Origin of the sequence: Pantoea sp. AG1095 (assembly GCF_003208415.1) — a bacterium.
Classification (GTDB): Bacteria; Pseudomonadota; Gammaproteobacteria; order Enterobacterales; family Enterobacteriaceae; genus Pantoea; species Pantoea leporis.
This window is the reverse complement of the sequence record NZ_QKMJ01000011.1, coordinates 68,191-92,692: the sequence shown is the minus strand read 5'-3', so window position 1 is coordinate 92,692 and position 24,502 is coordinate 68,191. Positions and strand designations below refer to the sequence as shown.

Here is a 24,502-nt window from a genome sequence, read left to right as displayed (position 1 = left end):
GGTAAAACATGATGTTTAAACGTTTACTGATGATTGCCCTGTTGGCAATCGCACCGCTGGCAGCCAACGCCGCAGCGGATCAAACCAATCCTTACAAGCTGATGAACGAAGCGGCGGAAAAGACCTTCACCCGCCTGAAAAACGAACAGCCGAAGATTAAGCAGGATCCGAACTATCTGCGCGAAGTGGTACGTCAGGAACTGATGCCGTACGTACAGATAAAATATGCCGGTGCGTTGGTTCTTGGTCGCTATTATCGCGATGCGACACCGGCGCAACGTGATGCCTACTTTGCCGCGTTCGGTGATTATCTGGCACAGGCTTACGGCCAGGCGCTGGCGCTGTACAACGGTCAAACCTACCAGATTCAGCCGGAGCAGCCGATTGGCGATGCCAATATCGTGGCGATTCGCGTCACCATCATCGATCCTAATGGGCGCCCGCCTGTGCGTCTCGATTTCCAGTGGCGTAAGAACAGCCAAACCGGCAACTGGCAGGCGTATGATATGGTGGCCGAAGGCATCAGCATGATCACCACGAAACAGAATGAGTGGGGCGATCTGCTGCGTACCAAAGGCATTGATGGCTTGACGGCTCAGCTGAAAACCTATGCCGCACAGCCGATCACCCTGGATAAAAAGCAATAATGAGTGAACCGTTACGCTGGCAGCGCACTGCCAGCACGCTGGCCTTAAGCGGCAAATTAGATCGTGATACTTTGCTGACCTTGTGGCAGGAACGTGACACTGCGGTGGCGGATATCACCACCATTGATGTCGCCGGGCTGGAAAGGGTGGATTCAGCGGGTTTAGCGCTATTGGTGCATCTGCGTGAAATTGCGCGTGCTCAAGGCAGCGCACCACTTTTCTCTGGGATCTCCGATAAACTCCAGTCACTGATCACGCTGTATAACCTGCAGCAGATTATTGTTTCTGCGGAAAAAATCGCCTGATCTAATGATGTCGATGCTAAGCCCCTGATTTTTTCAGGGGCTTTTGCGTATTTAAGAGTCAGGCGCTTTCCTCTAAGATGTCTGCCTTATTATTATTAAGCGAAGTAACGAGCGATGGAAAATAGTGAAGTTCAGGCCGTGCTGATGCAGGCGCTGGCATTAGAAGAAGTACACGTACTCAGCAACGATGGCAGCCATTTTCAGGTCATCGCGGTGGGCGAAATGTTCGGCGAACTGAGCCGCGTGAAGAAGCAGCAGGCTGTGTACGCGCCGCTGATGGAATATATTGCGGATAACCGTATTCATGCGGTTTCCATCAAAACTTATACCCCAGCCGAGTGGGCGCGCGACCGTAAACTCAACGGTTTCTAAGTGCCTCACCGGTTGTTTTATTGATAGATAATTGAGAGCGGTGTTAATGGACAAATTTCGTGTGCAAGGCCCCACCCGTTTAAGTGGTGAAGTGACCATTTCCGGGGCGAAGAATGCTGCGTTGCCGATTCTGTTTGCTGCGCTGCTGGCTGAAGAGCCGGTAGAGATTCAGAACGTACCGAAGCTGCGTGATATCGATACCACCATGAAGCTGCTGAATCTGCTGGGTGCGCGCGTTGAGCGCAATGGTTCGGTCCACGTTGATGCTCGCGAAGTTAATGTTTTCAGTGCGCCATACGATTTAGTGAAAACCATGCGTGCTTCAATTTGGGCGCTGGGTCCGCTGGTGGCGCGTTTTGGTCAGGGCCAGGTTTCACTGCCGGGCGGCTGCGCTATCGGTGCACGCCCGGTCGATCTGCACATTACTGGCCTGGAACAGCTGGGTGCGGAAATTAAGCTGGAAGAGGGCTACGTTAAAGCTTCTGTCAATGGCCGTCTGAAGGGCGCGCATATCGTGATGGATAAAGTGTCTGTCGGCGCTACCGTTACCATCATGAGCGCGGCCACGCTGGCCACCGGCATCACCATCATTGAGAACGCCGCGCGTGAGCCGGAGATTGTCGATACGGCAAACTTCCTCAACACGTTGGGTGCGAAAATCACCGGCGCGGGCACAGACAAAATCACCATTGAAGGTGTTGAGCGTCTGGGCGGCGGCGTTTATCGCGTGCTGCCAGATCGTATCGAAACCGGTACTTTCCTGGTCGCAGCAGCCATTTCACGGGGCAAAGTTGTTTGCCACAACACGAAGCCAGATACTCTGGATGCCGTGCTGTCTAAATTGCGTGAGGCTGGTGCAGAGATCGAAGTGGGCGAAGATTGGATCAGCCTGGATATGCACGGTAAGCGTCCAAAAGCGGTGAATATCCGTACCGCGCCGCATCCTGGCTTCCCTACTGACATGCAGGCGCAGTTCACACTGTTGAACCTGGTGGCAGAAGGAACCGGTGTGATTACCGAAACCATCTTCGAAAACCGCTTTATGCATATCCCTGAGCTGATTCGTATGGGCGCGCACGCGGAAATTGAGAGCAATACAGCGATTTGTCATGGCGTAGAAACCTTGTCGGGTGCGCAGGTGATGGCCACCGATTTGCGTGCATCAGCGAGTCTGGTGCTGGCGGGTTGTATCGCGGAAGGCACCACGATAGTGGATCGTATCTATCACATCGACCGTGGCTACGAACACATCGAAGATAAGTTGAAAGCGATGGGTGCAAATATCGAACGCGTAAGCGGCGAATAATTTCTGCTTCGTAGATCAAAAAAACCAGTCACGGCAACGCGGCTGGTTTTTTTTCATTGGTATTACAGTCAGATCTTTTTACGATCCTTCGGCGATCGTATGCACTTCTTGCGATCCAATAACTGGCCGGTAACAGGATCGTAATATCGGCTTGGCCAGATGTCTGCCGGATGAACCTTGATCGCATTGGCGATTAGCCACTCACCTTTGGGCCAGGGACGCGACAGCGCATTGGCCAGCGTTGAGGAGCTTAGCCCTGATTCGCGTGACAGCGCTGCCAGTGATGTGCCTTTCTTACGTAATGCAGCAATGATATCTGCCGGGTGCCAATCCGCTTTCCTTGTGTACATAACTCTCTTCTCCGTGTCCGTGTTATTACTTCATCTCCGCTGTAAAAAGGCGCTCCCGTGGCAGAGATATCTGGAAAAAACCCGCATTTTTATAGCAAATGTTTCCCGTAATTTTCCAGTAAATGTTTGGCCGGCGCACGAAACTGCGTCGCTTTTCGCAAAAGCGATGCAAGAGATGTAAGTAAAAAGGGAGAAGAGTGAGGAAGGAAACGGGGCCAGAGAAGGCCCCGTTGAAATCAGAAATCGCGCTGTACTGACATGTGCGCCAGCGCTTCGAGGGCGCTGCGCCACGGGCTTTCGGGTAATACCTGCAGTGCTGCGATGGCTTTATCTGCCTCTTCTTCAGCGCGTTTGCGCGTCCACTCCAGCGAGCCAGTCTGTTGCATCGCTGCCAGCACCGGTTCCAGCAGATGACGACCGTTACCTTCTTCAATGGCTTTACGGATCATCTGCGCCTGCTCAAGCGTTCCGTTGTGCATCGCGTGCAGCAATGGCAGCGTCGGTTTACCTTCGCTCAGGTCATCACCGGTATTTTTGCCCAGCGTTTCACCATCTGCGCTGTAATCCAGCAAATCATCAATTAACTGGAAAGCGGTGCCAAGGTAGCGACCATAATCCTGTAACGCCTTTTCCTGCGCGGGCGTCGCCTCAGCTAAAATCGCCGACGCTTGCGAAGCAGCTTCGAACAGGCGAGCGGTTTTGCTGTAGATCACCCGCATGTAGCTCTCTTCAGTGATATCGGGATCGTTGCAGTTCATTAACTGCAGCACTTCTCCTTCGGCGATCACGTTGACCGCTTCCGACATCAGCGCAAGGATCTTTAAGGATCCCATGCTGGTCATCATCTGGAATGAACGCGTATAGATAAAATCGCCCACCAGCACGCTTGCCGCATTACCGAACGCGGCGTTAGCGGTGGCTTTGCCACGGCGCATATCGGATTCATCCACCACATCATCGTGCAGCAGCGTCGCCGTATGGATAAATTCGATCAGCGCCGCATTAGTGATGTGCAACGATCCCTGATAATTCAGCGCGCGTGCCGACAGCACAGCGATCATCGGACGGATGCGTTTGCCCCCGCCGCTGATGATGTAATAGCCCAACTGGTTAATCAGTGAGACTTCTGAATTCAGCTGCTCGAGGATGGTCTGGTTGACGGCCGCCATGTCCTGCGCGGTTAATTCATTAATCTGTTCTAAGTTCATTCGTCTTTTCAGCTTTACTCGTTTTTTGCATGGTAAGCGCTTTACACAGCGTGAGTTCAGGTAATCTGTTACTGATTGTACTTGAAAAATCGGGTTGCGAAACGTTTGCATTCGCCTTGCGCTTTTTTTCTGCAAGAGAGTGCAAAGTGCTCTTGTCTTCTGCTGGAGTATTGCGTAGAATTCGCGCCCTATTGTGAATATTTATCGCGCCGCCTGATGAATAGAAAGGCACGCGCAGAAGCGGAGTTTTATATGTACGCGGTTTTCCAAAGTGGTGGTAAACAACACCGAGTAAGCGAAGGTCAGACCGTTCGCCTGGAAAAGCTGGACATCGCAACCGGTGAAACCATTGAGTTTGACCAGGTTCTGATGATCGCAAATGGCGAAGACGTGAAAATCGGCGCGCCACTGGTTTCAGGCGGTGTGATCAAGGCAGAAGTTGTTGCTCACGGTCGTGGCGAGAAAATTAAAATCGTTAAGTTTCGTCGTCGTAAACACTACCGTAAGCAAGCTGGTCACCGTCAGTGGTTCACAGATGTGAAAATCACTGTGATCGGCGCGTAAGAGGAGATCTGACAAATGGCACATAAGAAGGCTGGTGGCTCGACCCGTAACGGTCGCGACTCCAACGCAAAACGTCTGGGTGTAAAACGTTTCGGTGGCGAATCTGTTTTGGCAGGTAGCATCATCGTTCGTCAGCGTGGCACCAAATTCCACGCAGGTAGCAACGTAGGTTGTGGTCGTGACCACACCCTGTTTGCCACCGCAGACGGCAAAGTAAAATTCGAGATTAAAGGCCCGAACAACCGTAAATATATCAGCATCGTTGCTGAGTAAGGTTGTCGTGCTGCAGACGTCTAACGTCTGAATACACGAATGAAAGGCCCCGCAGCTTTGCGGGGCTTTTTACATTCTGCTACTGAGCTTGCTGGATAACAGTTACGCTTTAGCACAGTTGTTGTACAATTTATGTACTCCTGGCTTTGCCAGTCTTGTATTATCCGCCGTCGGTCAGCGCAGAAGACCCTGGCGGACCCGTTTGCGGCCTGCAAGCTGCCGTGAACGACAGCGTGACGGAGAAATAAAATGAAGTTTGTAGATGAAGCGACGATCCTTGCGGTCGCGGGTGATGGCGGCAATGGTTGCGTAAGCTTCCGCCGTGAAAAATATATTCCAAGAGGCGGCCCGGATGGCGGCGACGGCGGCGACGGCGGCGACGTGTATTTGTTGGCGGATGAAAACCTCAACACCCTGATCGATTATCGCTTTGAAAAGTCTTTCCGTGCCGAACGTGGCCAGAATGGCCAAAGCCGTGATTGCACCGGTAAACGTGGTAAAGACATTATCGTTAAAGTGCCCGTTGGTACCCGCGTAATTGACCAGGGTACCGGCGAAACGCTGGGCGACATGACGCGTCATGAGCAGAAGCTGATGGTGGCGAAAGGCGGCTGGCATGGCCTTGGTAACACGCGCTTTAAATCCTCAGTTAACCGTTCCCCGCGTCAAAAAACCATGGGAACACCGGGCGAGAAGCGTGATCTGCAACTGGAACTGATGCTGCTGGCTGACGTTGGTATGTTGGGTCTGCCGAATGCCGGTAAATCGACCTTTATTCGCTCGGTATCCGCAGCGAAACCCAAGGTCGCGGATTATCCGTTCACTACGCTGGTGCCAAGCCTTGGCGTGGTGCGTATGGACAATGAAAAGAGTTTTGTTGTCGCCGACATTCCGGGCCTGATTGAAGGTGCAGCGGATGGCGCAGGTCTGGGTATTCGCTTCCTGAAGCACCTTGAGCGTTGTCGCGTGCTGTTGCACCTGATCGATCTTGCCCCTATCGATGAATCTGATCCGGTAGAAAATGCCCGCATCATTCTCGGCGAACTGGAGAAATACAGCGATAAACTGTTCCAGAAGCCGCGCTGGTTAGTATTCAACAAATGTGACCTGCTGAGCCGCGAAGAAGCGGAAAGCCGTGCCAAAGCGGTAGTGGAAGCATTAGGCTGGGAAGAAAAATATTACCTAATCTCTGCGGCTAGCCATGATGGCGTGAAAGATCTTTGCTGGGATGTGATGAGCTTTATCATCGAAAATCCAAAAGAAGCCGAAGAAGAAACTAAAGAGCCAGAGAAAGTGGCCTTCATGTGGGATGATTATCACCGTGAAGCCATGGAAACGGCGCAGGAAGTGGAAGAAGACGACGATTGGGATGACGACTGGGACGAAGAAGACGACGAAGGCGTCGAAATCATTTACCAGCGTTAATCGTACAAAAAAGCGGCCCGAAGGCCGCTTTTTTTATGTCTTAACCCAGCACCGCCACCGTCAATCTCGAGGTGCAGCACAGTTGGTCGCGGGCGTTACGAATCTCAATCTGCCAGCTTTGATTACGCGCACCAAGGTGTAACGGGCGGCAAATACCGCGCACTTCACCGCTGCTTACTGCACGATGGTGGCTGGCGCTCACCTCAATCCCCACCACGCTTTTACCTTCTTCGATGCTGAGATAACCGGCAATCGATCCCATCGACTCCGCCAGCACCACAGAAGCGCCGCCGTGCAGCAGGCCAAACGGCTGATGCGTGCGGGCATCCACCGGCATGGTGGCTTCGAGATAATCTTCACCGATGTTGGTAAACACAATGCCAACGTGTGCCACCAGCGAGTTTTCACCCATCTTATTCAACGTTTCAACATCGACCGAACGTTTCCAGATTGCCATAACTTAGGATCCCAGCGTTGCGCCACCGTCGACCACAATATCCTGCAGCACCACGTGGCTGGCAAGATCCGACGCGAGGAACATCACGTTAGCAACGATCTCCTGCGGTTTAGCGATCTTACGCAGCGGGATCCCCAGCTTGTACTGATCCGGGAAACCATTGATCATCTCCTGCTCGGCTTCTGGCGTATGCCACAGGCTGCGTTGCATATCGGTATCGGTGGAACCCGGAGAAACGATATTGCAGCGCACGCCGTAAGGCGCCATCTCTAAACCCACGGTCAGACACAAGCTGCGCAACGCCGCTTTGGAAGCGCCATAAGCGGACATACCAAGGCGCGGCGCATGTGCCGCATTAGAGGCGATAGTCACAATCGCACCCGCACGCTGCTGGCGAAACACTGGCAAGGTTTGCTGGAACAGGTTGAACGCGCCGCCGGCATTCACCGCCAGACACGCCTGCCAATCGTCGAACGACAGTTCATCGGTGCTGCCAATACGCAGGATGCCGGCACCGTTCACTAGTACATCGAGACGCGGCTGATCTGCCAGCAAACGCTGACAAACCGCTTTCACCTCGGCGGCGTTCGCCACATCCAGCACCTGCGTGGTGAAAGGATAGTCGGCCTGTTCGAAACGCAGATCGAAGCCGATAACCTGCGCGCCCGCCTGATGGAAGCTCAGCGCGGTGTGGTAACCAATCCCTTTGCCTGCGCCGGTTACCCAGACGATTTTTCCACTGAAATCGAAAGTTGCACTCATTTAGCTGGCACCCGTGATAACAGCGCCCACCAGCCATCGATGGTCGGATTTTTTGCCAGACTGACGAAATCGATGTCGCTGTGCACCTGACGCCAGCGCGCCGCCAGCGCCATCACGCGTACTGAATCCAGACCGTAATCGATCAGGTTCTCGTCATCTGCAGGTACATCGTCATCTTCCAGCAGCGGCAGAATCAGCGCACGCAGATCGTCTTTGCTCAACGGCAGCGGCATCAGGTCGGCGGTCATCACTACTTTACCGCTGCGACCTGCGGTGTAAGTCAGCGCCATCATGTGCTCTTCGCGCGTGAAGTCGGCCAGCGCATCCGCCACCATAAACGGCTGGATATTACGCATAAAGGCGTCAGTCGCGGTGGTCAGGCAACCGATATGCGCGTACACGCCGGTGATGATCAACTGATCGCGGCCCATCTCCTGCAGGATCGATTCCAGCGGTGAGCGCACGAAGGCGCTGTATCGCCATTTGGTCAGTACCTGATCGTCCTGATCCGGCGCCAGCGCATCCACGATCTTCTGCTGATCCGGATGTTTGTTCAGGCCCGGTCCCCACATGTCGTTGAGGAGTGCGCGATCGGCATCGCTCTGTTCGTTCGGCTGAGCGGTATAGAACACCGGTATGCCCTGCGCTTTGCAGTAAGCACGCAGACGAGCGATGTTTTCCACCACCTGATTAACCAGCGGGCTGTTTTCGCCCCAGAAATTAAGGAAGTAAGCCTGCATATCGTGAATCAGCAGCGCGGCACGCTGAGGCTCAAGCGCCCACTTCACTTTGTTGGTAGGCAGTTCAGTCGCTGCGGGCAGCGCGTAAGCGTTCAGTTTTGGAATAGCCATTACAATCTCCGGAACAGGTCAGGCTTGCGCTTGTTGGTCGGCAAGCTGTTGGCGTAAACGTTTTTTATCCACCTTGCCGACAGGCGTCAGCGGCAGGGCATCGACGCAGGTAATACGGTCAGGTAATTTGAACTCGGCCACGCCCAGTTCTCGCAGGTGACGACGCAACGCCACCGCTTTGATCGGTTGGCTGGCAACGATAAAGGCGCAGCTCTTTTCACCCATCAATTCGTCGTTCATCGACACCAGCGCGGCGTGGATCACATCCGGATGGCGTTGCAGCAAGTTTTCGATCTCTTCCGCGGCGATCTTCTCGCCACCGCGATTGATCTGATCCTTTTCGCGCCCTTGCACGGTGATGTAGCCCTGCGCGTCGATCTCAATCAGATCGCCCGAACAGTAAAACCCGTTGGCGTCGAAGCTGGCGGCGTTATGTTCCGGGCTCTTGTAGTAGCCACGGAAGGTGTAGGGGCCGCGCGTCATCAGGCGACCGATGGTGCCGGTGGGCAGCGCGTTGCCGTGCTCGTCAGCGACCCACACTTCGTCATCTTCAGAGATCGGGCGGCCTTGCGTGGTGAGAATGATGTTCTCATCGTCGCCAAAGCGCGTGTAGTTCACCAGACCTTCGGCCATGCCGAAAACCTGCTGCAGCTGACAGCCAATTTCACGCTGAATACGTGCCGCGAGGGTTTCGCCCAGCTTGGCGCCGCCCACCTGAATGCGTTGCAGCGAAGCCAGCTGTTTATTACTGCCCCATTCCTGAATCGCCTGTAGCCACAAACTCACCGCCGGCGGCACCAAACCGGTATCGGTGACCTGATGCTTCTCAATCAGCGGGAAGCAGAGCGTGGCGCTGGGATCGGCAGCCAGAATCACCTGACCACCGGCATAAAACACACCGAGCGAACCCGGGGAGCTCATGGCAAAGTTATGCGGCGCGGGCAGGGCGATGAGATAACGCGTATCGGCGGTCACCTGACAAATCTCATCACTGGCGCGAATGCTGTAGTAATAGTCGTTGTGGGTGCGCGGAATCAGCTTCGGCGTGCCGGTGCTGCCGCCGGAGAGCTGGAAAAACGCCACTTCATCAGCGGCGGTTGGTGTGGCGAGGTAATCACCCGCAGCTTCCGCCATCAGCGCTTCCAGCGTATTTTCCGGCTGGTTGTCATTACGCAGAATCACCTGCTGCAGCGAAGGCTGCGCGGCGCACAGCGCGTTGATAAAGCTATCATCAGCAAACAGCGTGTGAGTGCGATCGGCAATCAGCAGTTTAGGTTCGATCTGCGCCGCATAGGCGCTTAGTTCGGTGCGCTGATGGCTGAACAGCGCAAATACTGACGCTACGCCGAGCTTAAACAGCGCAAATGCCGTGACATAAAAATCGGCCACGTTGCCAAGCTGCACCAGCGCAGTATCGCCATTTTGCAGGCCACGACGCTGCAGCGCGGCGGCCAGGTTGCTGCTCAGCACGTCCATTTCGCGATAGCTGATCTGGCGATCGCCATCAATCACCGCGATGGCATCATTATGCTGATGACGCGCCAGAATGTCGGTCATCGGCACATCCAGCCAGTAACCTTTTTCGCGATAGCGCGCAGCCAGGTCGTCCGGCCAGCGAGTATAGGGAATGCTCATGTTCTTTCCTTTATTGCAGTCCAAAGGCGCGCAACATGGTGTCCAGCTTCACGCCGGTTTCACGCCATTCTGATTCGGGTTGTGAGTCGGCCACGATGCCCGCACCGGCAAACAGGCGCACCCGCGTGCCATGCACGGTGCCGCAGCGGATGGTGACCACCCATTCGCCATTGCCCTGGCTATCGCACCAGCCGACGATGCCGCCAAATAGTTGGCGATCAAAAGGTTCCAGCTGCTGAATAAGCTGCTGCGCGCGCTGATGGGGGAAACCGCTCAACGCAGGCGTCGGGTGCAGCAGGCAGGCCAGCGACAGCGCATTTTCGCGCTCATCCTGCACTTCGCCGTCGATTTGCGTGGCGAGATGCCACAGCGTGGCGGTGGTAATCAGCGACGGAATGGTCGGCACCGACAGCAAACGGCTGCGCGGCTGCAAGGTGTCGCGCATCGCGTCGGTCACCAGTTTATGCTCATGACGATCTTTGCCGGAATCCATCAGCGTATCGCCAGCGGCACGATCCTGCTGGGCATCGTCGTGATTGCGCCGCGCTGAGCCCGCCAGCGGACAAGAGCTAAAATCGCGCCCCTGTTTGCGCAGCATCAGCTCCGGACTGGCACCAATCAGCGCACCGCCTTGCGGCAGCGGCAGATGGAAATGGTAGCTGTTGGGGTTCTGCGCAATCACGCGCTGCATCAGCGCTGCGGTATCAACCGGCTGTTCGGTAACGATATCCATCAGACGCGACAGCACCACTTTATCCAGATCGCCGCGCTGCGTGGCCGCCACCGCATCTGCCACCATCGTGGTAAACACATCGTGATCCGGCACTGCGGTGCGACGTCGCACCTGCGGCAGATCGCTGACGTTTACCGGCAACGCGTTTTGCAGGTCAGCGCGATTAAACGTCTGATAGGATTCAGGAATAAACAGCGCGGCGGGCTGGCTGACGTCAAACGGGATCGCCCCGACCAGAATCGGATTGTCGATGCCCTGTTTTTTCGCCGCGGCAAAATGCTGACGTAACTGTTGTTGGAAATCACCGTCCAGCGACGCGGCGTCATCTACCGGCGCGGTAACGGTGGTATAGCATCCTTGCGTTGCCAAACTACGCCACGGCGAGGTAAAGAGGAAACCACGGCTTAGCGCGGAATAATCCTTCAGCCAGGCATTTTCAAACGTGGAAGATTCCACCATAATTTTCACCTATAAATGATAAGATTATTAAGAATGATTATCATTTTTATTATGGGCCTGTAACCTACGTCGATTGGGCAAAAGTGTCAATCCATTCGCGGGATTTCAGCTGCGTTTAGCCGTAATCAGGCGCTGACGCTCAGCAGGGCAATATGCTAAAAAGTGGACCAAAACTTATGAATAAATGCGGTTTTTGGGGCATTGCAGCCCTTATAGGTGTTTTCCAGATTTTCACTAGCGTCGCTCATGCCGAACAGGGTTGGCCGCGCACCGTTCAGGGTGCCAACGGATCGATTACGCTCAATCACGCGCCGCAGCGCATTGTCTCGACCAGCGTCACGCTGACCGGATCGCTGCTGGCCATTGATGCGCCGGTGATTGCTTCCGGCGCGACTGCGCCGAACAGTCGCCTGGCCGACGATCAGGGCTTCTTCCGCCAGTGGAGCGACGTTGCTAAAAAGCAGCATCTTCAACGTCTGTACATTGGTGAGCCGAATGCCGAAGCGGTTGCCGCGCAAGCGCCGGATCTGATTATCGTCAGCGCCACCGGCAACGATTCTGCCATCAAGCTCGCCGAACAGTTTTCGGCTATTGCACCGACGCTGGTGGTCAATTACGACGACAAAAGCTGGCAGGATGTCGTCACGCAGTTAGGCCAGGCGACCGGGCATGAAGCGCAGGCAGCGCAGCGCATTAAAGCTTTCGACGATCGTGAAGCGGCGCTGAAAAAAGCCATCACGCTGCCACCGCAGCCGGTCTCCGCCATGGTGTGGAACGGCGGCGGACGCGCAGTCAATGTGTGGACCGCGGCTTCGGCGCAGGGCAAGCTGCTGGAACAACTTGGCTTCACCCTGGCAACGCCACCGGCGACGGTTGAGCAGGGACACAGCATGGGACAGCGCAAAGACATCATTCAGCTGTCAGGCGAAAACGTTGCCAGCGGCCTGACCGGTAAAACCTTCCTGCTGTTCGCCGCTGACGATAAAACCACGCAATCGGTGTTGAACAATCCGTTCCTTGCACAAAACGCGGCGGTGCAGGGCAAGCAGGTTTACGAGCTGGGCGTCGATTCCTTCCGTCTTGATTACTACAGCGCCAGCAATCTGCTGGCGCGCCTGGAGAAGCTGTTCGTTAAATCATGATGCCTGTTCCGTCAGCTCCGGTGCTGGCGGATGGTAACGACGTAAACGGCCCATCACCCACCACATCAGGATGCCGAGCAGCGCCGCCGTAAAGCCAAATACCGCGGCGGCCTGCGGTGGCAGCAACCATGAACCCATCGCACCAATCACCGCCGCACCAATCGCATCGCCTGTCACGTTCTGCGCGGTCCACAAGCCGTTGATGCGGCCTAACAGATGATCTGGCGTTAATGCCTGAATCATCGCGTACTGCACCAGGCTGTTGATGGCGCTGAAGTAACCGAAAGCGACTAAACAGGCTAACGCCAGCGGCAGGTTCGGCATCTGGCTAAACAAACCCAACGCGACAAACGCTGCAATCGCACTGCCGAGCACCAGCTGTCCGGGACGCGCGGCGTGTTTCAGTTTACCGCTGGTGAACGCGCCGATAGCTGCGCCGAGCGGCACGGCGGCATACATCAGGCCAAGCTGGTCAGCGCTTACAGACCAATGCGGCGCGAGCGACGGATAGAGCACGCGCACCGCGCTGGCCAGCGTGACTAATGCGCCAATCAGCGCCACCATGCCGACAATCGGGCTGGCGAAAAGAAACTGCACGCCAGCGGCGAGGGATTTCAGCGGATGTTCACGCGGTTGTGGCGGCGGCGGCAAAGTGGGCAATTTCAGCAGCGTTAACACGGTAAGTAAGGTGCCAAAGGCAGCGAGTGCGTAGTTCCACGTCACGCCGCCGTGAGCAATCACCAGACCAGCAATCGCCGGCGATAAAATGGAGCCGAAGCGCACCGTCAACATGGTGATAGCGCCCGCCTGCATAATGTTTTCCCTACCGACCAGCGCGGGCGTCGCCGCCAGCAGCGCGGTGACGCCAATCGCGCCGAAAAAACCATCCCAGAAACCCAGCAGATAAACCGCGATCAGAGAGGGTTCTGGCAGCGCGGCGTTAATGGCCAGCGCGATAAAACCTAAGCCGCAGGTGGATCGGGCAAACAAAATCAGCTTTTTGCGTTCATGGCGATCCGCCAAAACGCCGCCGGTGAGCAGGCCGATAAACATGCCCGCAGCGGCCAGTGTCACCGCTAATCCCACCAGCAGCGGTGAATGGGTCATGTGCTGAATCTGCACCGGCACCGCCACGGCGAGCATGCCGAGCGCGACAATCGAGATAAAACGCGCGATAAACACCGCGCGAAAAGCCGGATGGGTTTTCAGCAGCGAGAGATCGATAAAGTGGGAAGATTTGTTCATGTGTTCGCCTTATTGCACCAATTTTCCTCATCGTCCGCGAGGCGAGTCATGGTAACATAGCTAAACGCGAGTAATAACGATAACCATTATCAAGTTACATCGCGCATGCGACGACGTTGAACAGTGAAGGTTTAGAACGCTATGCGCCAGATTCGTGCATTAGCAGGCTCAGGGATTCTGCTCTTGCTCCTCATTGCGCTCAGCTTAATGCTGGGGGCAAAATCAATACCGCTTCCCGATGTTTATCATTCGCTTACCACCTCCTGTCACAGCGCGGAGTGCGTCATTGTGCGTGATGCGCGCCTGCCGCGTACGCTGGCCGGTTTGCTGGCGGGCGTGGCGCTCGGCCTCGCTGGTGCGTTGATGCAGAGCCTGACGCGCAATCCGCTGGCCGATCCCGGCATTCTTGGCGTCAACGCCGGAGCAGGTTTCGCGGTGGTAATTGGCATTGCGCTGTTCGGTGCTGACTCGCCGGTGGATTGGCTCGGCTTCGCCTTTGGCGGCGCGCTGCTGGCGTCCGTGCTGGTGGCGATGACCGGCGCGATTGGCGGCGGACGCGTCAATCCGGTGCGTCTGACGCTGGCCGGCGTGGCGCTGGGCGCGGTGCTGGAAGGATTAACCTCTGGCCTGTCGCTGCTCAATCCCGATATTTACGATCATCTGCGCTTCTGGCACAGCGGCTCGCTGGATATTCGCAATTTCACTACGCTGCGCACGCTGTTCCCGGCGGTGCTGCTCGGCAGTGTGGTCGCCATTGCGCTATCGCAGGCGCTGAACAGTTTAAGTATGGGCGGCGACATGGCGACCGCGCTCGGCACGCGGGTGGCGCGCACCCAACTGCTGGGCCTGCTGGCGATTGCGCTGCTGTGCGGCGCAGCCACCGCGGCGGTGGGCCCGATTGCCTTTGTCGGTTTAATGACGCCGCACTTTGCCCGCTGGCTGGTGGGCAACGATCACCGCTGGATGCTGCCTGCGACCGCGTTAATCACGCCGATTTTGCTGCTCGCCGCCGATATCCTTGGCCGCCTGCTGGTGGCGGGTGAGCTGCGGGTTTCCATCGTCACGGCGATGCTCGGTGCGCCGATGCTGATTGTGCTGGTGCGCCGTAAATTGGGCCGGGGTGCACTATGACGCGTCGTGTCGGGTTACATACGCTTTGGCTGCTGTGCGCCTGCGCTCTGCTGGCTTATCTGGCGATGACGCGCGGTGCATTGCAGATCAGCAGTGATCAAATCTGGCAAATTCTGCTCGGGCAGGGCGCCAGCAACGTCAAACTGATCGTGCTGGAATGGCGCTTGCCGCGCGTGCTAATGGCGCTGCTGATTGGTGCGGCGTTAGGCATCAGCGGCGCGATTTTCCAGTCGCTGCTGCGTAATCCGCTTGGCAGCCCGGACATTCTCGGTTTCAACACCGGCGCTTACAGCGGCGTGCTGGTGGCGCTGGTGCTATTTAATCAAAGCGTCACGGCGATGACCGGCGCAGCGTTGATTGGCGGCATCGCCACGGCGGCGCTGGTCTATCTGTTTGCCTGGCGCAACGGCGTAGAGACCTTCCGCCTGATTATCGTCGGCATCAGCGTGCGCGCGCTGCTGATGGCGTTGAATTCCTGGCTGATTATCAGCGCCTCGCTGGAGTCGGCGCTGAGTGCGGGCTTGTGGAGCGCCGGATCGCTCAACGGCATTACCTGGGCAAAAACGCCGCCAGTGATTGCGGTGCTGCTGCTGGCGTTACTGTTGATGGCGCTGCTGGCGCGGCGGATGCGTTTGCTAGAGATGGGCGACGATACCGCCTGCGCGCTTGGCGTGCCGGTGGAGCGCAGCCGCATGTGGCTGATGCTGATTGGCGTGGTGCTCACGGCGGCGTCAACCGCGCTGGTCGGGCCGATTTCGTTTGTCGCGCTGCTGGCGCCGCAGATTGCCCGTCGTCTTGGCGGCGGCGTTAAAGGTGCCTTGCCGCTGGCGGCGCTGTGCGGTGCGCTGTTATTGATTGCTGCAGACTTCGCCGCACAGCATCTGTTCCTGCCATATCAATTACCGGTTGGCGTGATAACCGTCATTCTCGGTGGACTTTATCTGATTGCTTTACTGGTGCGGGAGGCGCGACGCCAATGACCGATATCCCTTCACGTCTGCGCGGCGATAGCCTGACGCTGGGCTATGACAAAAAGGTGGTGGCAGAGAATCTGTCAGTGACGATTCCGCAAGGTGAGCTGACGGTGATTATCGGCCCTAACGCCTGCGGAAAATCGACGCTGCTGCGCACGTTGAGTCGCCTGCATACGCCGTTAAAAGGTGAGGTGTTGCTGGATGGCGCGGCCATTGCCAGCTATCCCACCAAAGAAGTGGCGCGGCGTTTGGGTTTGCTGCCGCAAAGTTCCAACGCGCCGGCGGGCATCAGCGTCACCGAGCTGGTGGCGCGCGGACGTTATCCGCATCAGGCGCTGTTTGGACGCTGGCGTGCGGAAGATGAAGCGGCGGTGCAGAACGCGATGCGCGCCACCGGCGTGGCCGATTTGGCCCAGCAGTCGGTGGATACGTTATCGGGCGGTCAGCGTCAGCGCGTGTGGATTGCCATGGTGCTGGCGCAGGAAACGCCGCTGCTGCTGCTGGACGAACCGACCACCTGGCTGGATATCACCCATCAAATTGAGCTGCTGGAATTGATGCAGGAGCTGAATCAACAGCATGGGCGAACGCTGGTGGTGGTGCTGCACGATCTTAATCACGCTTGTCGCTATGCCACGCATTTGATTGCGATGCGTGACGGCAGGATTGTTGCCGAAGGGAAGCCGTCGGAGATCGTGACGCCCGCGTTGATCGAGCAGGTGTATGGCTTGCGCTGCGTGATTGTGGACGATCCGGTGGCGCATACGCCAATGATTGTGCCGCTGGGGCGCGGGGGATAATTAAACACGGTGCGCGCGGGCCCTCATCCCAGCCTTCTCACGCTTGCGGGAGAAGGGGCCGACCCAGCTTGTATGTTACACCCGTTACCACCTAAACATTCCCTCTCCCGCCAGCGACTCCTGATTGTTCCCTCTCCCGCCAACGGCTCCTTATTGTTCCCTTTCCCGCTTGCGGGAGAGGGTTAGGGTGAGGGAAAGATCGCTATTGCAACAACCGCTGCAACAACGGCCCAATCTGCTCAAACATCTGCGGTGAAATGATCTCCACGTGGGCGCAATCCATCGGCCACACTTCCAGTTCACCAACATACGGTGCCCAGGCGCGGAGCGCATCTTGTCCTGGCTGCTGCGTCTGTTCGGCGAGGAACAGCGTGGCGCGACCGTTGAAACGCGCGCTGCGTGCGGTTGCCAGCAGGCGCACCGAACTGGCGTAGTTGGCCTCGATGGTATCGAACATCGCACGCATCTCTTCACCGGCCTGATGGCGCTGCGCGGCGATAAACTGCTCGCGCTCGCGGTTCACCTCTTCCAGCACCGCCGGATCCAGCACGTTCTCGCCGCGTTTCTCATCCCAGTTTTGCGTTTCTGGTGGCCAAGTATCCAGCAGGCCGAGGAACGCCACCTCTTCACCGGCCGCTTCCAGCCGGGCCGCAATGCCTTGCGCCAGGGTGCCGCCAAGCGAATAGCCGAGGAAATAGTAAGGTCCGTGCGGCTGCACGTCGCGCAGGGTTTGCAGATGGGCGTCGCACACGTCATCCAGATGCGCGCTTTGGTTCAGCGGGCTGCTGATATCCGGCGACTGAATGCCGACCAGCGACCAGCGCTCATCGAGATAACGCTGCAGGATGCTGAATTGCCAGGCAAACCCTGACGCCGGATGGAAGCAGAACAGCGTTGGTCCGTTGCCCTGACGCAGCGGCAGCACCGCTTCGAAACCGGCTTGCTGATGGGATTGCGTATCACTGAGCAGCGTTGCCAGCTTCTCCACCGTTGAGGCCACCATGATTTGTCCCACCGACACCGGCTGTTGCAGCTCACGGCGCAGCTGCGCCGCTAAGCGCATCGCCAGCAGCGAATGGCCGCCGAGGGCGAAAAAGTCATCCTGCGCGCTGATTTCCTCGCGCGCCAGCAGCTGACAGAAAGCGTTTGCCAGCGTGGTTTCCAGCCCAGCGTGCGGTGCCCGTCCCGTGTGGGCGCTGGCGGATGCGGGCAACGGCAGCGCTTTGCGATCCAGCTTGCCATTGCTGCTGAGCGGGAAGGCATCGAGCTGCACAATGGCTACCGGCACCATATGCGCGGGCAAGCGTTGCGCCAGCGCCTGACGCAGCGCGTCGCGATCAACCGGCTGCCCGGCAATCACGTAACCGACCAGCTGACGCGCATCACCTTGCGCTGCCGTGCCGCCAAGCACCACCGCGTGTGTGACCGCCTGCTCAATGCCGGGCTGCGCGCTGAGCACATGATCGATCTCATTCAGTTCGATACGCTGACCGCGAATCTTCAGCTGATCGTCGCTGCGACCGAGATATTCCACTGCGCCGTTATCCAGCCAGCGCGCTACGTCGCCGGTGAGATACATGCGCTCGCCGGGCATGAAAGGATCGGCGATAAAGCGGCTGGCAGTAAGATCGGGACGGCCGAGATAGCCATGCGCCAGCTGCACGCCGGTTAAGTAGAGATCGCCCGCCACGCCCGGCGGCACCGGCTGCATGCGGGCATCAAGGATGCGCAGGCCGGTATTCCACACCGGGAAACCAATCGGCACGCTGGCACCTTCGACGGCGGCCAGGGCAGCACCAAACGCCGGATACCAGCTGACATCCACCGCCGCTTCGGTTGGGCCATAAAGATTGTGCAGCGGCACGCGCGTCAGTTTTTCCCACTCGCGCGATAAATCCGTCGGCAGCGCTTCACCGCTGCAGAACACGTTACGCAGGCTGGCGCAGCGGGCAATTGCCGGTTGATCATCCAGCGCCGCGACAAAGGCCGCCAGCATTGAGGGGACGAAATGCGTGGTGGTGACTTGGTAGCGGGCAAACAGCTGCTGCAGCGCTTCCGGGTCGCGATGGGCTTCTGGCGGTGCCATCACCAACTGCGCACCGACCAGCAGCGGCCAGAAGAATTCCCACACCGAAACGTCGAAGCTGCTCGGGGTTTTTTGCAGCACCACGTCATCGGCTTGCAGCGGATAGCGATCCTGCATCCACAACAGGCGATTGACGATGGCTTCATGCCCCACCAGCACGCCTTTAGGGCGACCGGTCGAACCTGAGGTGTAAATAATGTAGGCGCCATCCTGCGGCGTCGGCGCGCTGGCCGGCTGCGGTGCATGGGCATTGTGATACAGCACATCAAAATGCAGCTGATTGACCGACGCGATGGCGCTGAAGCGCGCGCTGAGCGCTGCGCAGGTGATCAGCGTTTTTGGCGCGGCGTCTTCCAGCATCAGCTGTAAGCGGTCATCCGGATAACCGGTGTCGAGCGGCAAATAGGCAGCGCCGAGCGAAACAATCGCCTGCAGCGCCAGGGAGAGCTGCACCGAACGCGGCAGCGCCACGGCGACAATATCGCCACGCTGAACGCCGGCGGCGCTGAGATCGGCGGCCAGCGCAAACACCTGCTGTTGCATCGCGCGATAGCTAAGCTGATGCTGCGCATCGGCCAGCGCCGGTGCATCGGGGGTGCGTGCCGCCTGCTGCGCTAACAGGGAAGCCAGCGTTTCTGCTGGCAGCGGATAGGCGGTTTGGTTGATCGCGGCAATCTGCGCATGCTCTTCGGCAGTGAGCAGATCGAGTTCGCCGCACGGCCGCTGCGGCTGTTGCGCCAGCTGATCGAGCAGCAGGGCAAAGCGGCTGGCATGACGCTGCAAGGTTTGTTCGCTATAGCGTTCGGCATTGGCCAGCAGCTCCAGCGTCAGTTCACCGTGCTCGCTGATGTAAATGGCGATCTCCAGATCGCGCACCGGCCCGGACGCCAGTTGATGGGTGATGCCTTCCACGCCAGCGAAATCGAGCTGGTAGTCAAACATCTTCAGGTTGATCACCGGACCGTACAGCGGATCGCCATCGCCGAGGCGGCCGAGATCGCGCTGCACCTGTTCGGCGTCATAGCGTTGATGACGACGAATCTTTTTCACTTCGCCCGCCAGCTGCGCGGCGAGCGCGCCGATCGGCTGCGTCGGATCGTAATGGATTGCCATCGGCAATACGTTGATCACCGGACCGGTGGCGCACAAGGCGGCCGAGCCGATGCGGCGCATAAAGATGAAGCCAGCGGCAAAGTCGTTTTGCCCGCTGAGACGCGCCAGCCACAGCGCCACCAGCGCAAAGGCGAGATCGGCCGCGCTGGCGTGCGGATGCTGCTGCACCAGCCTCTGGAAGGTGCTGCGATCCAGCGTAACGCTATGGCGCAGCAGATCGGTGCTGGCGTGTTGACCGGCGAGCGGCAGTGGCGAGAGCGAAGCCGGTGAGGGCAGCGCCGCCCCTTTTTCGCGCCAGAACTGGCTGTCACGCGCAAAAGAGGAGGATTCGCGGTAGCGCTGATACTCGTCCACCACTTCGCTAAACGGAATAAACGGCGTCGGTTCAGCGGCTTGCTGACGTACGGCCGCGCTGTAGAGATTGGCGATGCGGCGCGTCAGCGCGGTAAAGCTGAAGCCATCCACCACCAAATGATGATAGCGCTGATACCAAAACCAATGCTGATCGTCGAGACGGAACAGGCGGTGATGCCACAGCTTTGCGCCGCTCAATACGCGCAGATCGCCATTCATGTCGTCACGCATCAGCGCGCGCGCTTTGGCGGGCGCATCGGCCTCCGCGCGCAAATCGACAATCTGCGGCAGGCTAAAGGCGTGTGGCTGCGGCCACTGCAACGCTTCGCCTTCCACCTCACCAAAGGCCATATTCAGCGTGTCGGCTTCCTGCATGCCCGCAACGATCGCCTTCGCCAACAGGGCGCTATCAATCTCACCGCGCAGTTCGACAAAGTGCGCCACCGCGTAAGCGTTGTGGTGAGGTGACAGCTGATCGGCAATCCAGATGCCGGGCTGTGCCGCGACTAACGGCAAGGTTTGTTGGTCGGTCATAGGCTTATTCATCAGGGATTCGGACATGGATGCTCCGGTTTGCTCCACAGCGCTTGCAGGCCATTCAGCAGGCCGCCGCGCCAACAGAGCGCGTCATGGCCGCCTTCCACCGGCAGGTAATTCACCTGATAGCCGGCAGCGCTAAGCTGCTGTTGAAGTTGTTGATTAGCTTGCAGAATCAAGCCTTCGCGTTTGCCCGCTTCGAGCCAGAAACGCAGCGGTTGACGCGGTGCAAGACCGTTATCCAGCGCCTGCAGCAGCCAGCCGTGCGGATTGCCGCGTTCCGGCCACCAGAAGGAGCCCGATAAGCTGAGCGCGTTGCCAAAGGTTTCCGGCCAGTGCAGCGCGGCAAACACCGACGCCAGGCCGCCAAAGCTTTGTCCGGCGACGATGGTACTGTCCGCCTGCTGGCGATAAGGCGTTGATTGTGCAACTTGCGGTAACAGTTCTTGCTGAATGGCTTGCCAAAACTGCGCGTTACACGGCAGCTCGCGGCTGCGGTGTTCGCGGTCAATGATGTCGATAAACAGATACACCGCTGGCGGCAAAGAACCGGCATCAGTGAGCTGCTGCAGCGGTCCGGCAATCGGCATGCTGTGCGCCCAGAATTGCCCGTCAAGCATGATGGCCAGCGGACGCTGTGCGGGATTGGCTGCGCCGGTGGCGTAAATCCACACCTTGCGGCTGTTGCCTAATAGCGCGCTATCCCATTGCTGCTGTTGCAGTTCAATGGTTGGCGCTGTGCCGTTATCCACCGCTTGCCACAGCTGTTGATCGGGCGCGTGAGGCAGATGCAGCGGCGAGACGCCCATGCCGCGACCACCGGACCAGCCACGTAAGCTGTTCAAAGGATCGGCCTGCGCCGTCGGAAATTTGTCGCGCCACCAGTTGCGCAGCGTGGACATGTCGGCAACGCCAGTGAAGTCCGTGGCCTGTTCATCGGGCATCAAACAGTAACTGCCGCGCCAGTTGGCGGGCAGCGAGGTCTGCCAATACCAGACGTTGGTGCCCGCCACACGCATTAACGACTGCGGCGGGCGGCGCTGATGGTGATCGGTCACGCCGGTAATGTTAATCCACACGCGCTGGGTCGACGATTGCGTCTCGTCGCCTTGCGTGTCACGCCAGAAGAAGGTGACCTGACATTGGCCATCGTCTGCTAACTCAATGCGGGGAATGCCTTGGGATTGTTGCGCCTGCCACCAGGCTGCACTGCCGGTTACATCATTTCGCCAGGTCATAGGGCTGCCAGTCGGTGTTTACGCGGAGATTTACATAAGCCTGATGAATAATACTATTGATAATAATTTGCATTTGCAATAGGGTGACAGCGCTCAAAAATGAGCACGCCTGTTCCGCCAGATGCTTACCGTTCGGTAAGGTTGCGCTACGGATGGTTTGAAGGGTCTGGAACTGGGCGCGATATGGACAGGGATCTTCTCACCGGCTCGCCAGTTAAGCATCCAACGGCTTTTTGCTGGCCATCCAGGAACGTATAAAATGAAAAATTACTCACGGTTATCGTTAGCCATTCTGATTGAACTGGGGCTCAGCGCCTCACTGCTTTCCAGCAGCGCCTGGGCAGCAGAGACTTCCTCCAGCAAAACCTCAGCCAGCACGACTGACGCACAATCAATGGACGGCGGCACCTTGATGGTCACCGCGCAGCAGCAGAACCTGCAAGCGCCGGGCGTCTCAACCATTACCGCCGACGAAATCAAAAAACATCCGCCCGCGCGTGATGTGTCCGAAATTATCCGTACCATGCCCGGCGTTAACCTGACCGGCAACTCCACCAGCGGCCAGCGCGGAAACAATCGCCAGATCGACATTCGCGGTATGGGCCCGGAAAACACCTTGATCATGGTGGACGGCATGCCGATCACCAGCCGCAACTCAGTGCGCCTTGGCTGGCGTGGCGAGCGTGATACGCGTGGCGACACCAACTGGGTGCCGCCGGAGATGATCGATCACATCGACGTGATTCGTGGACCGGCGGCGGTGCGTTACGGTAACGGCGCGGCGGGCGGTGTGGTGAATATCATCACCAAAAAACAGACCGATCAGCAGTGGCACGGTTCCTGGAATACCTATTACAACGTGCCGGAACATAAAGCGGAAGGCGCCACTAAGCGCACTAACTTCAGTCTGGAAGGGCCGCTGGGCGATGATTTCAACTTCCGTTTGTACGGTGGTTTAGCCAAAACCCAGGCCGATGCCTATGACATCAACGAAGGGCATGCGGCGGCGCGCACCGGCAGCTATGCGGGCAGCTATCCGGCCGGTCGTGAAGGTTCGGTTAATAAAGATATCAATGCCTTGCTGAGCTGGGCGTTTGCACCAATGCAGACGCTGGAGCTGCAGGCCGGTTACAGCCGTCAGGGCAACCTGTATGCGGGTGATACGCAGAACACCAACACCAGCGCGCTTGTGAAAAGCCTGTACGGTGATGAAACTAACCGCCTGTATCGCCAGAACGTCTCATTAAAATGGACCGGCGCATGGGATAACGGCGTCAGCACCAATACCTACGCGCGCTATGAGAAAACCCGCAACTCGCGTATCAATGAAGGTTTGGCCGGCGGCACCGAAGGCATCTTCTCTAACAGCGGTTTCAACACCATTCAGCTGGATGACGTGCTGCTGCATAGCGAAGTCAGCATTCCGTTTGAGCTGCTGTTTAACCAAACGGCGACGCTGGGTACCGAATGGAACCAGCAGCGCATGAAGGATGGCTCTTCCAACACGCAGGCGGCGAGCTACGGTGCGGTGCCGGGCATCGATAACACCGGTCGCAGCCCGTATTCCCAGGCAGAGATTTTCTCGCTGTTTGCGGAAGACAACATGGAGCTGACCGACAGCACCATGCTGACGCCAAGCCTGCGTTTTGATCATCACTCGATTGTTGGCAATAACTGGAGCCCGTCGCTCAACCTGTCACAAGGTTTGGGCGATGACTTCACGCTGAAGATGGGGATTGGTCGCGCCTATAAAGCGCCGAGCCTGTATCAGACCAACCCGAACTACTTGTTGTACAGCAACGGTCAGGGTTGTGCGGCCAGCACCGGCGCCTGTTATCTGCAGGGTAACAGCGACCTGAAAGCGGAAAACAGCATCAACAAAGAGATTGGTCTGGAGTGGAAACACGAAGGTTATCAGGCCGGTTTAACCTGGTTCCGCAACGATTATCGCAACAAGATCGAAGCCGGTTACTCGCCTGTGAGCAAAGCATCCAATGGCACCACGGATATTTATAAGTGGGAAAACGTACCGAAAGCGGTGGTGGAAGGGCTGGAAGGCACCGTCAACGTGCCGTTCTCCGACAGCGTGATGTGGAATAACAACTTCACCTATATGCTGCAGAGTAAGAACAAAGAGACCGGCGATCGTTTATCGGTGATTCCGGAATACACGCTGAATTCGACGCTGAGCTGGCAGGCGACGCAGGATCTGTCGCTGCAAACCACGCTGACCTGGTACGGCACGCAGACGCCGAAGAAGTATGATTACAAAGGGAATCTTTCGACCGGCAGCGCAACGGATAAAGTGAGTCCTTACTCAATTATCGGTATGAGCGGTACCTACGATATCAACAAGTACGCCAGCGTCACGGTGGGCATCGATAACCTGTTCGATAAACGTCACTATCGCGAAGGTAATGCGCAAACCACCGGTAACGCCAACACCAACTCTTATCTGTATGGAGCGGGTGCAAATACCTACAACGAATCTGGTCGTACTTACTTTATGAGCCTGAATACCCACTTCTAACGGCG

At 57.5% G+C, this 24,502-nt stretch carries 22 protein-coding genes; 12 read left to right on the top strand and 10 right to left on the bottom strand.

The window, feature by feature from the left end; translation table 11 throughout:
- Window positions 1-11 precede the first annotated feature (11 nt).
- The 4 genes from mlaC (at window position 12) to murA (ending at window position 2,630) form a co-directional block, all read left to right on the top strand.
- A complete protein-coding gene (mlaC, locus tag DEU53_RS19195; RefSeq protein ID WP_101762276.1) occupies window positions 12-647 on the top strand; it encodes a phospholipid-binding protein MlaC in 636 nt (211 codons plus the stop codon).
- Complete coding sequence (gene mlaB / locus DEU53_RS19190) at window positions 647-952, top strand: lipid asymmetry maintenance protein MlaB (RefSeq protein WP_008104353.1); 306 nt, start codon at window positions 647-649, stop codon at window positions 950-952. Before mlaC ends, mlaB begins: the two co-directional genes overlap by 1 nt.
- A gap of 114 nt (window positions 953-1,066) precedes the next feature.
- A complete protein-coding gene (gene ibaG, locus DEU53_RS19185) occupies window positions 1,067-1,324 on the top strand; it encodes a BolA family iron metabolism protein IbaG (protein WP_008104351.1) in 258 nt (85 codons plus the stop codon).
- A gap of 46 nt (window positions 1,325-1,370) precedes the next feature.
- Window positions 1,371-2,630, top strand: coding sequence for a UDP-N-acetylglucosamine 1-carboxyvinyltransferase (gene murA / locus DEU53_RS19180; RefSeq protein ID WP_110868080.1), 1,260 nt, complete (start codon window positions 1,371-1,373; stop codon window positions 2,628-2,630).
- A 68-nt stretch (window positions 2,631-2,698) separates the two neighbouring features.
- On the opposite strand, the gene DEU53_RS19175 is transcribed toward murA, so the two are convergent.
- Both DEU53_RS19175 and ispB read right to left on the bottom strand, forming a co-directional pair.
- Window positions 2,699-2,980, bottom strand: a complete 282-nt coding sequence (locus tag DEU53_RS19175; protein ID WP_101762273.1) for a helix-turn-helix domain-containing protein — start codon at window positions 2,978-2,980, stop codon at window positions 2,699-2,701.
- 236 nt (window positions 2,981-3,216) lie between these two features.
- Window positions 3,217-4,188, bottom strand: a complete 972-nt coding sequence (gene ispB / locus DEU53_RS19170; RefSeq protein WP_101762272.1) for an octaprenyl diphosphate synthase — start codon at window positions 4,186-4,188, stop codon at window positions 3,217-3,219.
- A 252-nt stretch (window positions 4,189-4,440) separates the two neighbouring features.
- Here ispB and rplU point away from each other — a divergent pair, with 252 nt between their 5' ends.
- The 3 genes from rplU (at window position 4,441) to cgtA (ending at window position 6,450) form a co-directional block, all read left to right on the top strand.
- Window positions 4,441-4,752, top strand: a complete 312-nt coding sequence (gene rplU, locus DEU53_RS19165; protein WP_007886644.1) for a 50S ribosomal protein L21 — start codon at window positions 4,441-4,443, stop codon at window positions 4,750-4,752.
- A 15-nt stretch (window positions 4,753-4,767) separates the two neighbouring features.
- Entirely contained in the window at window positions 4,768-5,025 is a 258-nt protein-coding gene (gene rpmA / locus DEU53_RS19160) for a 50S ribosomal protein L27 (RefSeq protein WP_007886647.1), read from the top strand.
- A 249-nt stretch (window positions 5,026-5,274) separates the two neighbouring features.
- Window positions 5,275-6,450 (top strand): Obg family GTPase CgtA, encoded by a 1,176-nt coding sequence (cgtA, locus tag DEU53_RS19155; RefSeq protein ID WP_101762271.1) that lies wholly within the window; start codon window positions 5,275-5,277, stop codon window positions 6,448-6,450.
- Between the two features lie 40 nt (window positions 6,451-6,490).
- Here cgtA and DEU53_RS19150 read toward each other — a convergent pair whose 3' ends face one another.
- Genes DEU53_RS19150 through DEU53_RS19130 form a run of 5 tightly spaced genes read right to left on the bottom strand, consistent with a single transcriptional unit; the run spans window position 6,491 to window position 11,347 of the window.
- Window positions 6,491-6,907, bottom strand: coding sequence for a hotdog fold thioesterase (locus DEU53_RS19150; protein WP_110868079.1), 417 nt, complete (start codon window positions 6,905-6,907; stop codon window positions 6,491-6,493).
- Window positions 6,908-6,910: 3 nt separating this feature from the next.
- The gene (dhbA, locus tag DEU53_RS19145; protein ID WP_101762269.1) at window positions 6,911-7,669 is read right to left on the bottom strand and encodes a 2,3-dihydro-2,3-dihydroxybenzoate dehydrogenase; all 759 of its coding nucleotides are present in this window, start codon (window positions 7,667-7,669) and stop codon (window positions 6,911-6,913) included.
- Entirely contained in the window at window positions 7,666-8,520 is an 855-nt protein-coding gene (locus DEU53_RS19140; protein WP_110868078.1) for an isochorismatase, read from the bottom strand. Before DEU53_RS19140 ends, dhbA begins: the two co-directional genes overlap by 4 nt.
- 18 nt (window positions 8,521-8,538) lie before the next feature.
- Entirely contained in the window at window positions 8,539-10,155 is a 1,617-nt protein-coding gene (locus DEU53_RS19135; protein WP_110868077.1) for a (2,3-dihydroxybenzoyl)adenylate synthase, read from the bottom strand.
- A gap of 10 nt (window positions 10,156-10,165) precedes the next feature.
- A complete protein-coding gene (locus tag DEU53_RS19130) occupies window positions 10,166-11,347 on the bottom strand; it encodes an isochorismate synthase (protein ID WP_110868076.1) in 1,182 nt (393 codons plus the stop codon).
- Window positions 11,348-11,523: 176 nt separating this feature from the next.
- On the opposite strand from DEU53_RS19130, the gene fepB reads away from it, so the two are divergent.
- The gene (gene fepB, locus DEU53_RS19125; protein WP_110868075.1) at window positions 11,524-12,489 is read left to right on the top strand and encodes a Fe2+-enterobactin ABC transporter substrate-binding protein; all 966 of its coding nucleotides are present in this window, start codon (window positions 11,524-11,526) and stop codon (window positions 12,487-12,489) included.
- Here the strand turns inward: fepB and entS are convergent.
- Window positions 12,484-13,734: an enterobactin transporter EntS gene (entS, locus tag DEU53_RS19120; protein ID WP_110868074.1), complete on the bottom strand. Its 1,251-nt coding sequence runs from the start codon at window positions 13,732-13,734 to the stop codon at window positions 12,484-12,486. The two genes, fepB and entS, sit on opposite strands and share 6 nt — an antisense overlap.
- A gap of 141 nt (window positions 13,735-13,875) precedes the next feature.
- Between entS and fepD the strand changes: the two genes are divergently transcribed.
- The 3 genes from fepD to DEU53_RS19105 are packed head-to-tail and all read left to right on the top strand — an operon-like array spanning window position 13,876 to window position 16,639.
- Entirely contained in the window at window positions 13,876-14,865 is a 990-nt protein-coding gene (gene fepD, locus DEU53_RS19115; protein ID WP_101762264.1) for a Fe(3+)-siderophore ABC transporter permease, read from the top strand.
- The gene (gene fepG / locus DEU53_RS19110) at window positions 14,862-15,845 is read left to right on the top strand and encodes an iron-enterobactin ABC transporter permease (RefSeq protein ID WP_101762263.1); all 984 of its coding nucleotides are present in this window, start codon (window positions 14,862-14,864) and stop codon (window positions 15,843-15,845) included. The genes fepD and fepG overlap by 4 nt, the downstream gene beginning before the upstream one ends.
- Entirely contained in the window at window positions 15,842-16,639 is a 798-nt protein-coding gene (locus DEU53_RS19105) for an ATP-binding cassette domain-containing protein (protein ID WP_110868073.1), read from the top strand. The genes fepG and DEU53_RS19105 overlap by 4 nt, the downstream gene beginning before the upstream one ends.
- A 202-nt stretch (window positions 16,640-16,841) precedes the next feature.
- Here DEU53_RS19105 and DEU53_RS19100 read toward each other — a convergent pair whose 3' ends face one another.
- The gene (locus DEU53_RS19100; RefSeq protein ID WP_110868072.1) at window positions 16,842-20,753 is read right to left on the bottom strand and encodes an enterobactin synthase subunit F; all 3,912 of its coding nucleotides are present in this window, start codon (window positions 20,751-20,753) and stop codon (window positions 16,842-16,844) included.
- Entirely contained in the window at window positions 20,738-21,967 is a 1,230-nt protein-coding gene (fes, locus tag DEU53_RS19095; protein ID WP_110868071.1) for an enterochelin esterase, read from the bottom strand. Before fes ends, DEU53_RS19100 begins: the two co-directional genes overlap by 16 nt.
- Window positions 21,968-22,226: 259 nt before the next feature.
- Between fes and DEU53_RS19090 the strand changes: the two genes are divergently transcribed.
- On the top strand, window positions 22,227-24,497 hold the full coding sequence (locus tag DEU53_RS19090; RefSeq protein ID WP_110868070.1) for a TonB-dependent siderophore receptor: 2,271 nt from the start codon (window positions 22,227-22,229) through the stop codon (window positions 24,495-24,497).
- Window positions 24,498-24,502 lie beyond the last annotated feature (5 nt).

Excerpts from the sequence above, each read along its gene's own strand:
- mlaB (WP_008104353.1), top strand. The coding sequence starts at position 647 with ATGAGTGAACCGTTACGCTGGCAGCGCACTGCCAGCACGCTGGCCTTA.
- murA (WP_110868080.1), top strand. The coding sequence starts at position 1,371 with ATGGACAAATTTCGTGTGCAAGGCCCCACCCGTTTAAGTGGTGAAGTG.
- dhbA (WP_101762269.1), bottom strand. The coding sequence starts at position 7,669 with ATGAGTGCAACTTTCGATTTCAGTGGAAAAATCGTCTGGGTAACCGGC.
- DEU53_RS19090 (WP_110868070.1), top strand. The coding sequence starts at position 22,227 with ATGAAAAATTACTCACGGTTATCGTTAGCCATTCTGATTGAACTGGGG.
- DEU53_RS19130 (WP_110868076.1), bottom strand. The coding sequence starts at position 11,347 with ATGGTGGAATCTTCCACGTTTGAAAATGCCTGGCTGAAGGATTATTCC.
- DEU53_RS19140 (WP_110868078.1), bottom strand. The coding sequence starts at position 8,520 with ATGGCTATTCCAAAACTGAACGCTTACGCGCTGCCCGCAGCGACTGAA.
- rpmA (WP_007886647.1), top strand. The coding sequence starts at position 4,768 with ATGGCACATAAGAAGGCTGGTGGCTCGACCCGTAACGGTCGCGACTCC.
- fepG (WP_101762263.1), top strand. The coding sequence starts at position 14,862 with ATGACGCGTCGTGTCGGGTTACATACGCTTTGGCTGCTGTGCGCCTGC.
- cgtA (WP_101762271.1), top strand. The coding sequence starts at position 5,275 with ATGAAGTTTGTAGATGAAGCGACGATCCTTGCGGTCGCGGGTGATGGC.
- entS (WP_110868074.1), bottom strand. The coding sequence starts at position 13,734 with ATGAACAAATCTTCCCACTTTATCGATCTCTCGCTGCTGAAAACCCAT.
- ispB (WP_101762272.1), bottom strand. The coding sequence starts at position 4,188 with ATGAACTTAGAACAGATTAATGAATTAACCGCGCAGGACATGGCGGCC.
- DEU53_RS19150 (WP_110868079.1), bottom strand. The coding sequence starts at position 6,907 with ATGGCAATCTGGAAACGTTCGGTCGATGTTGAAACGTTGAATAAGATG.
- ibaG (WP_008104351.1), top strand. The coding sequence starts at position 1,067 with ATGGAAAATAGTGAAGTTCAGGCCGTGCTGATGCAGGCGCTGGCATTA.
- DEU53_RS19105 (WP_110868073.1), top strand. The coding sequence starts at position 15,842 with ATGACCGATATCCCTTCACGTCTGCGCGGCGATAGCCTGACGCTGGGC.
- fepD (WP_101762264.1), top strand. The coding sequence starts at position 13,876 with ATGCGCCAGATTCGTGCATTAGCAGGCTCAGGGATTCTGCTCTTGCTC.
- rplU (WP_007886644.1), top strand. The coding sequence starts at position 4,441 with ATGTACGCGGTTTTCCAAAGTGGTGGTAAACAACACCGAGTAAGCGAA.
- mlaC (WP_101762276.1), top strand. The coding sequence starts at position 12 with ATGTTTAAACGTTTACTGATGATTGCCCTGTTGGCAATCGCACCGCTG.
- DEU53_RS19135 (WP_110868077.1), bottom strand. The coding sequence starts at position 10,155 with ATGAGCATTCCCTATACTCGCTGGCCGGACGACCTGGCTGCGCGCTAT.
- fes (WP_110868071.1), bottom strand. The coding sequence starts at position 21,967 with ATGACCTGGCGAAATGATGTAACCGGCAGTGCAGCCTGGTGGCAGGCG.
- DEU53_RS19175 (WP_101762273.1), bottom strand. The coding sequence starts at position 2,980 with ATGTACACAAGGAAAGCGGATTGGCACCCGGCAGATATCATTGCTGCA.
- DEU53_RS19100 (WP_110868072.1), bottom strand. The coding sequence starts at position 20,753 with ATGTCCGAATCCCTGATGAATAAGCCTATGACCGACCAACAAACCTTG.
- fepB (WP_110868075.1), top strand. The coding sequence starts at position 11,524 with ATGAATAAATGCGGTTTTTGGGGCATTGCAGCCCTTATAGGTGTTTTC.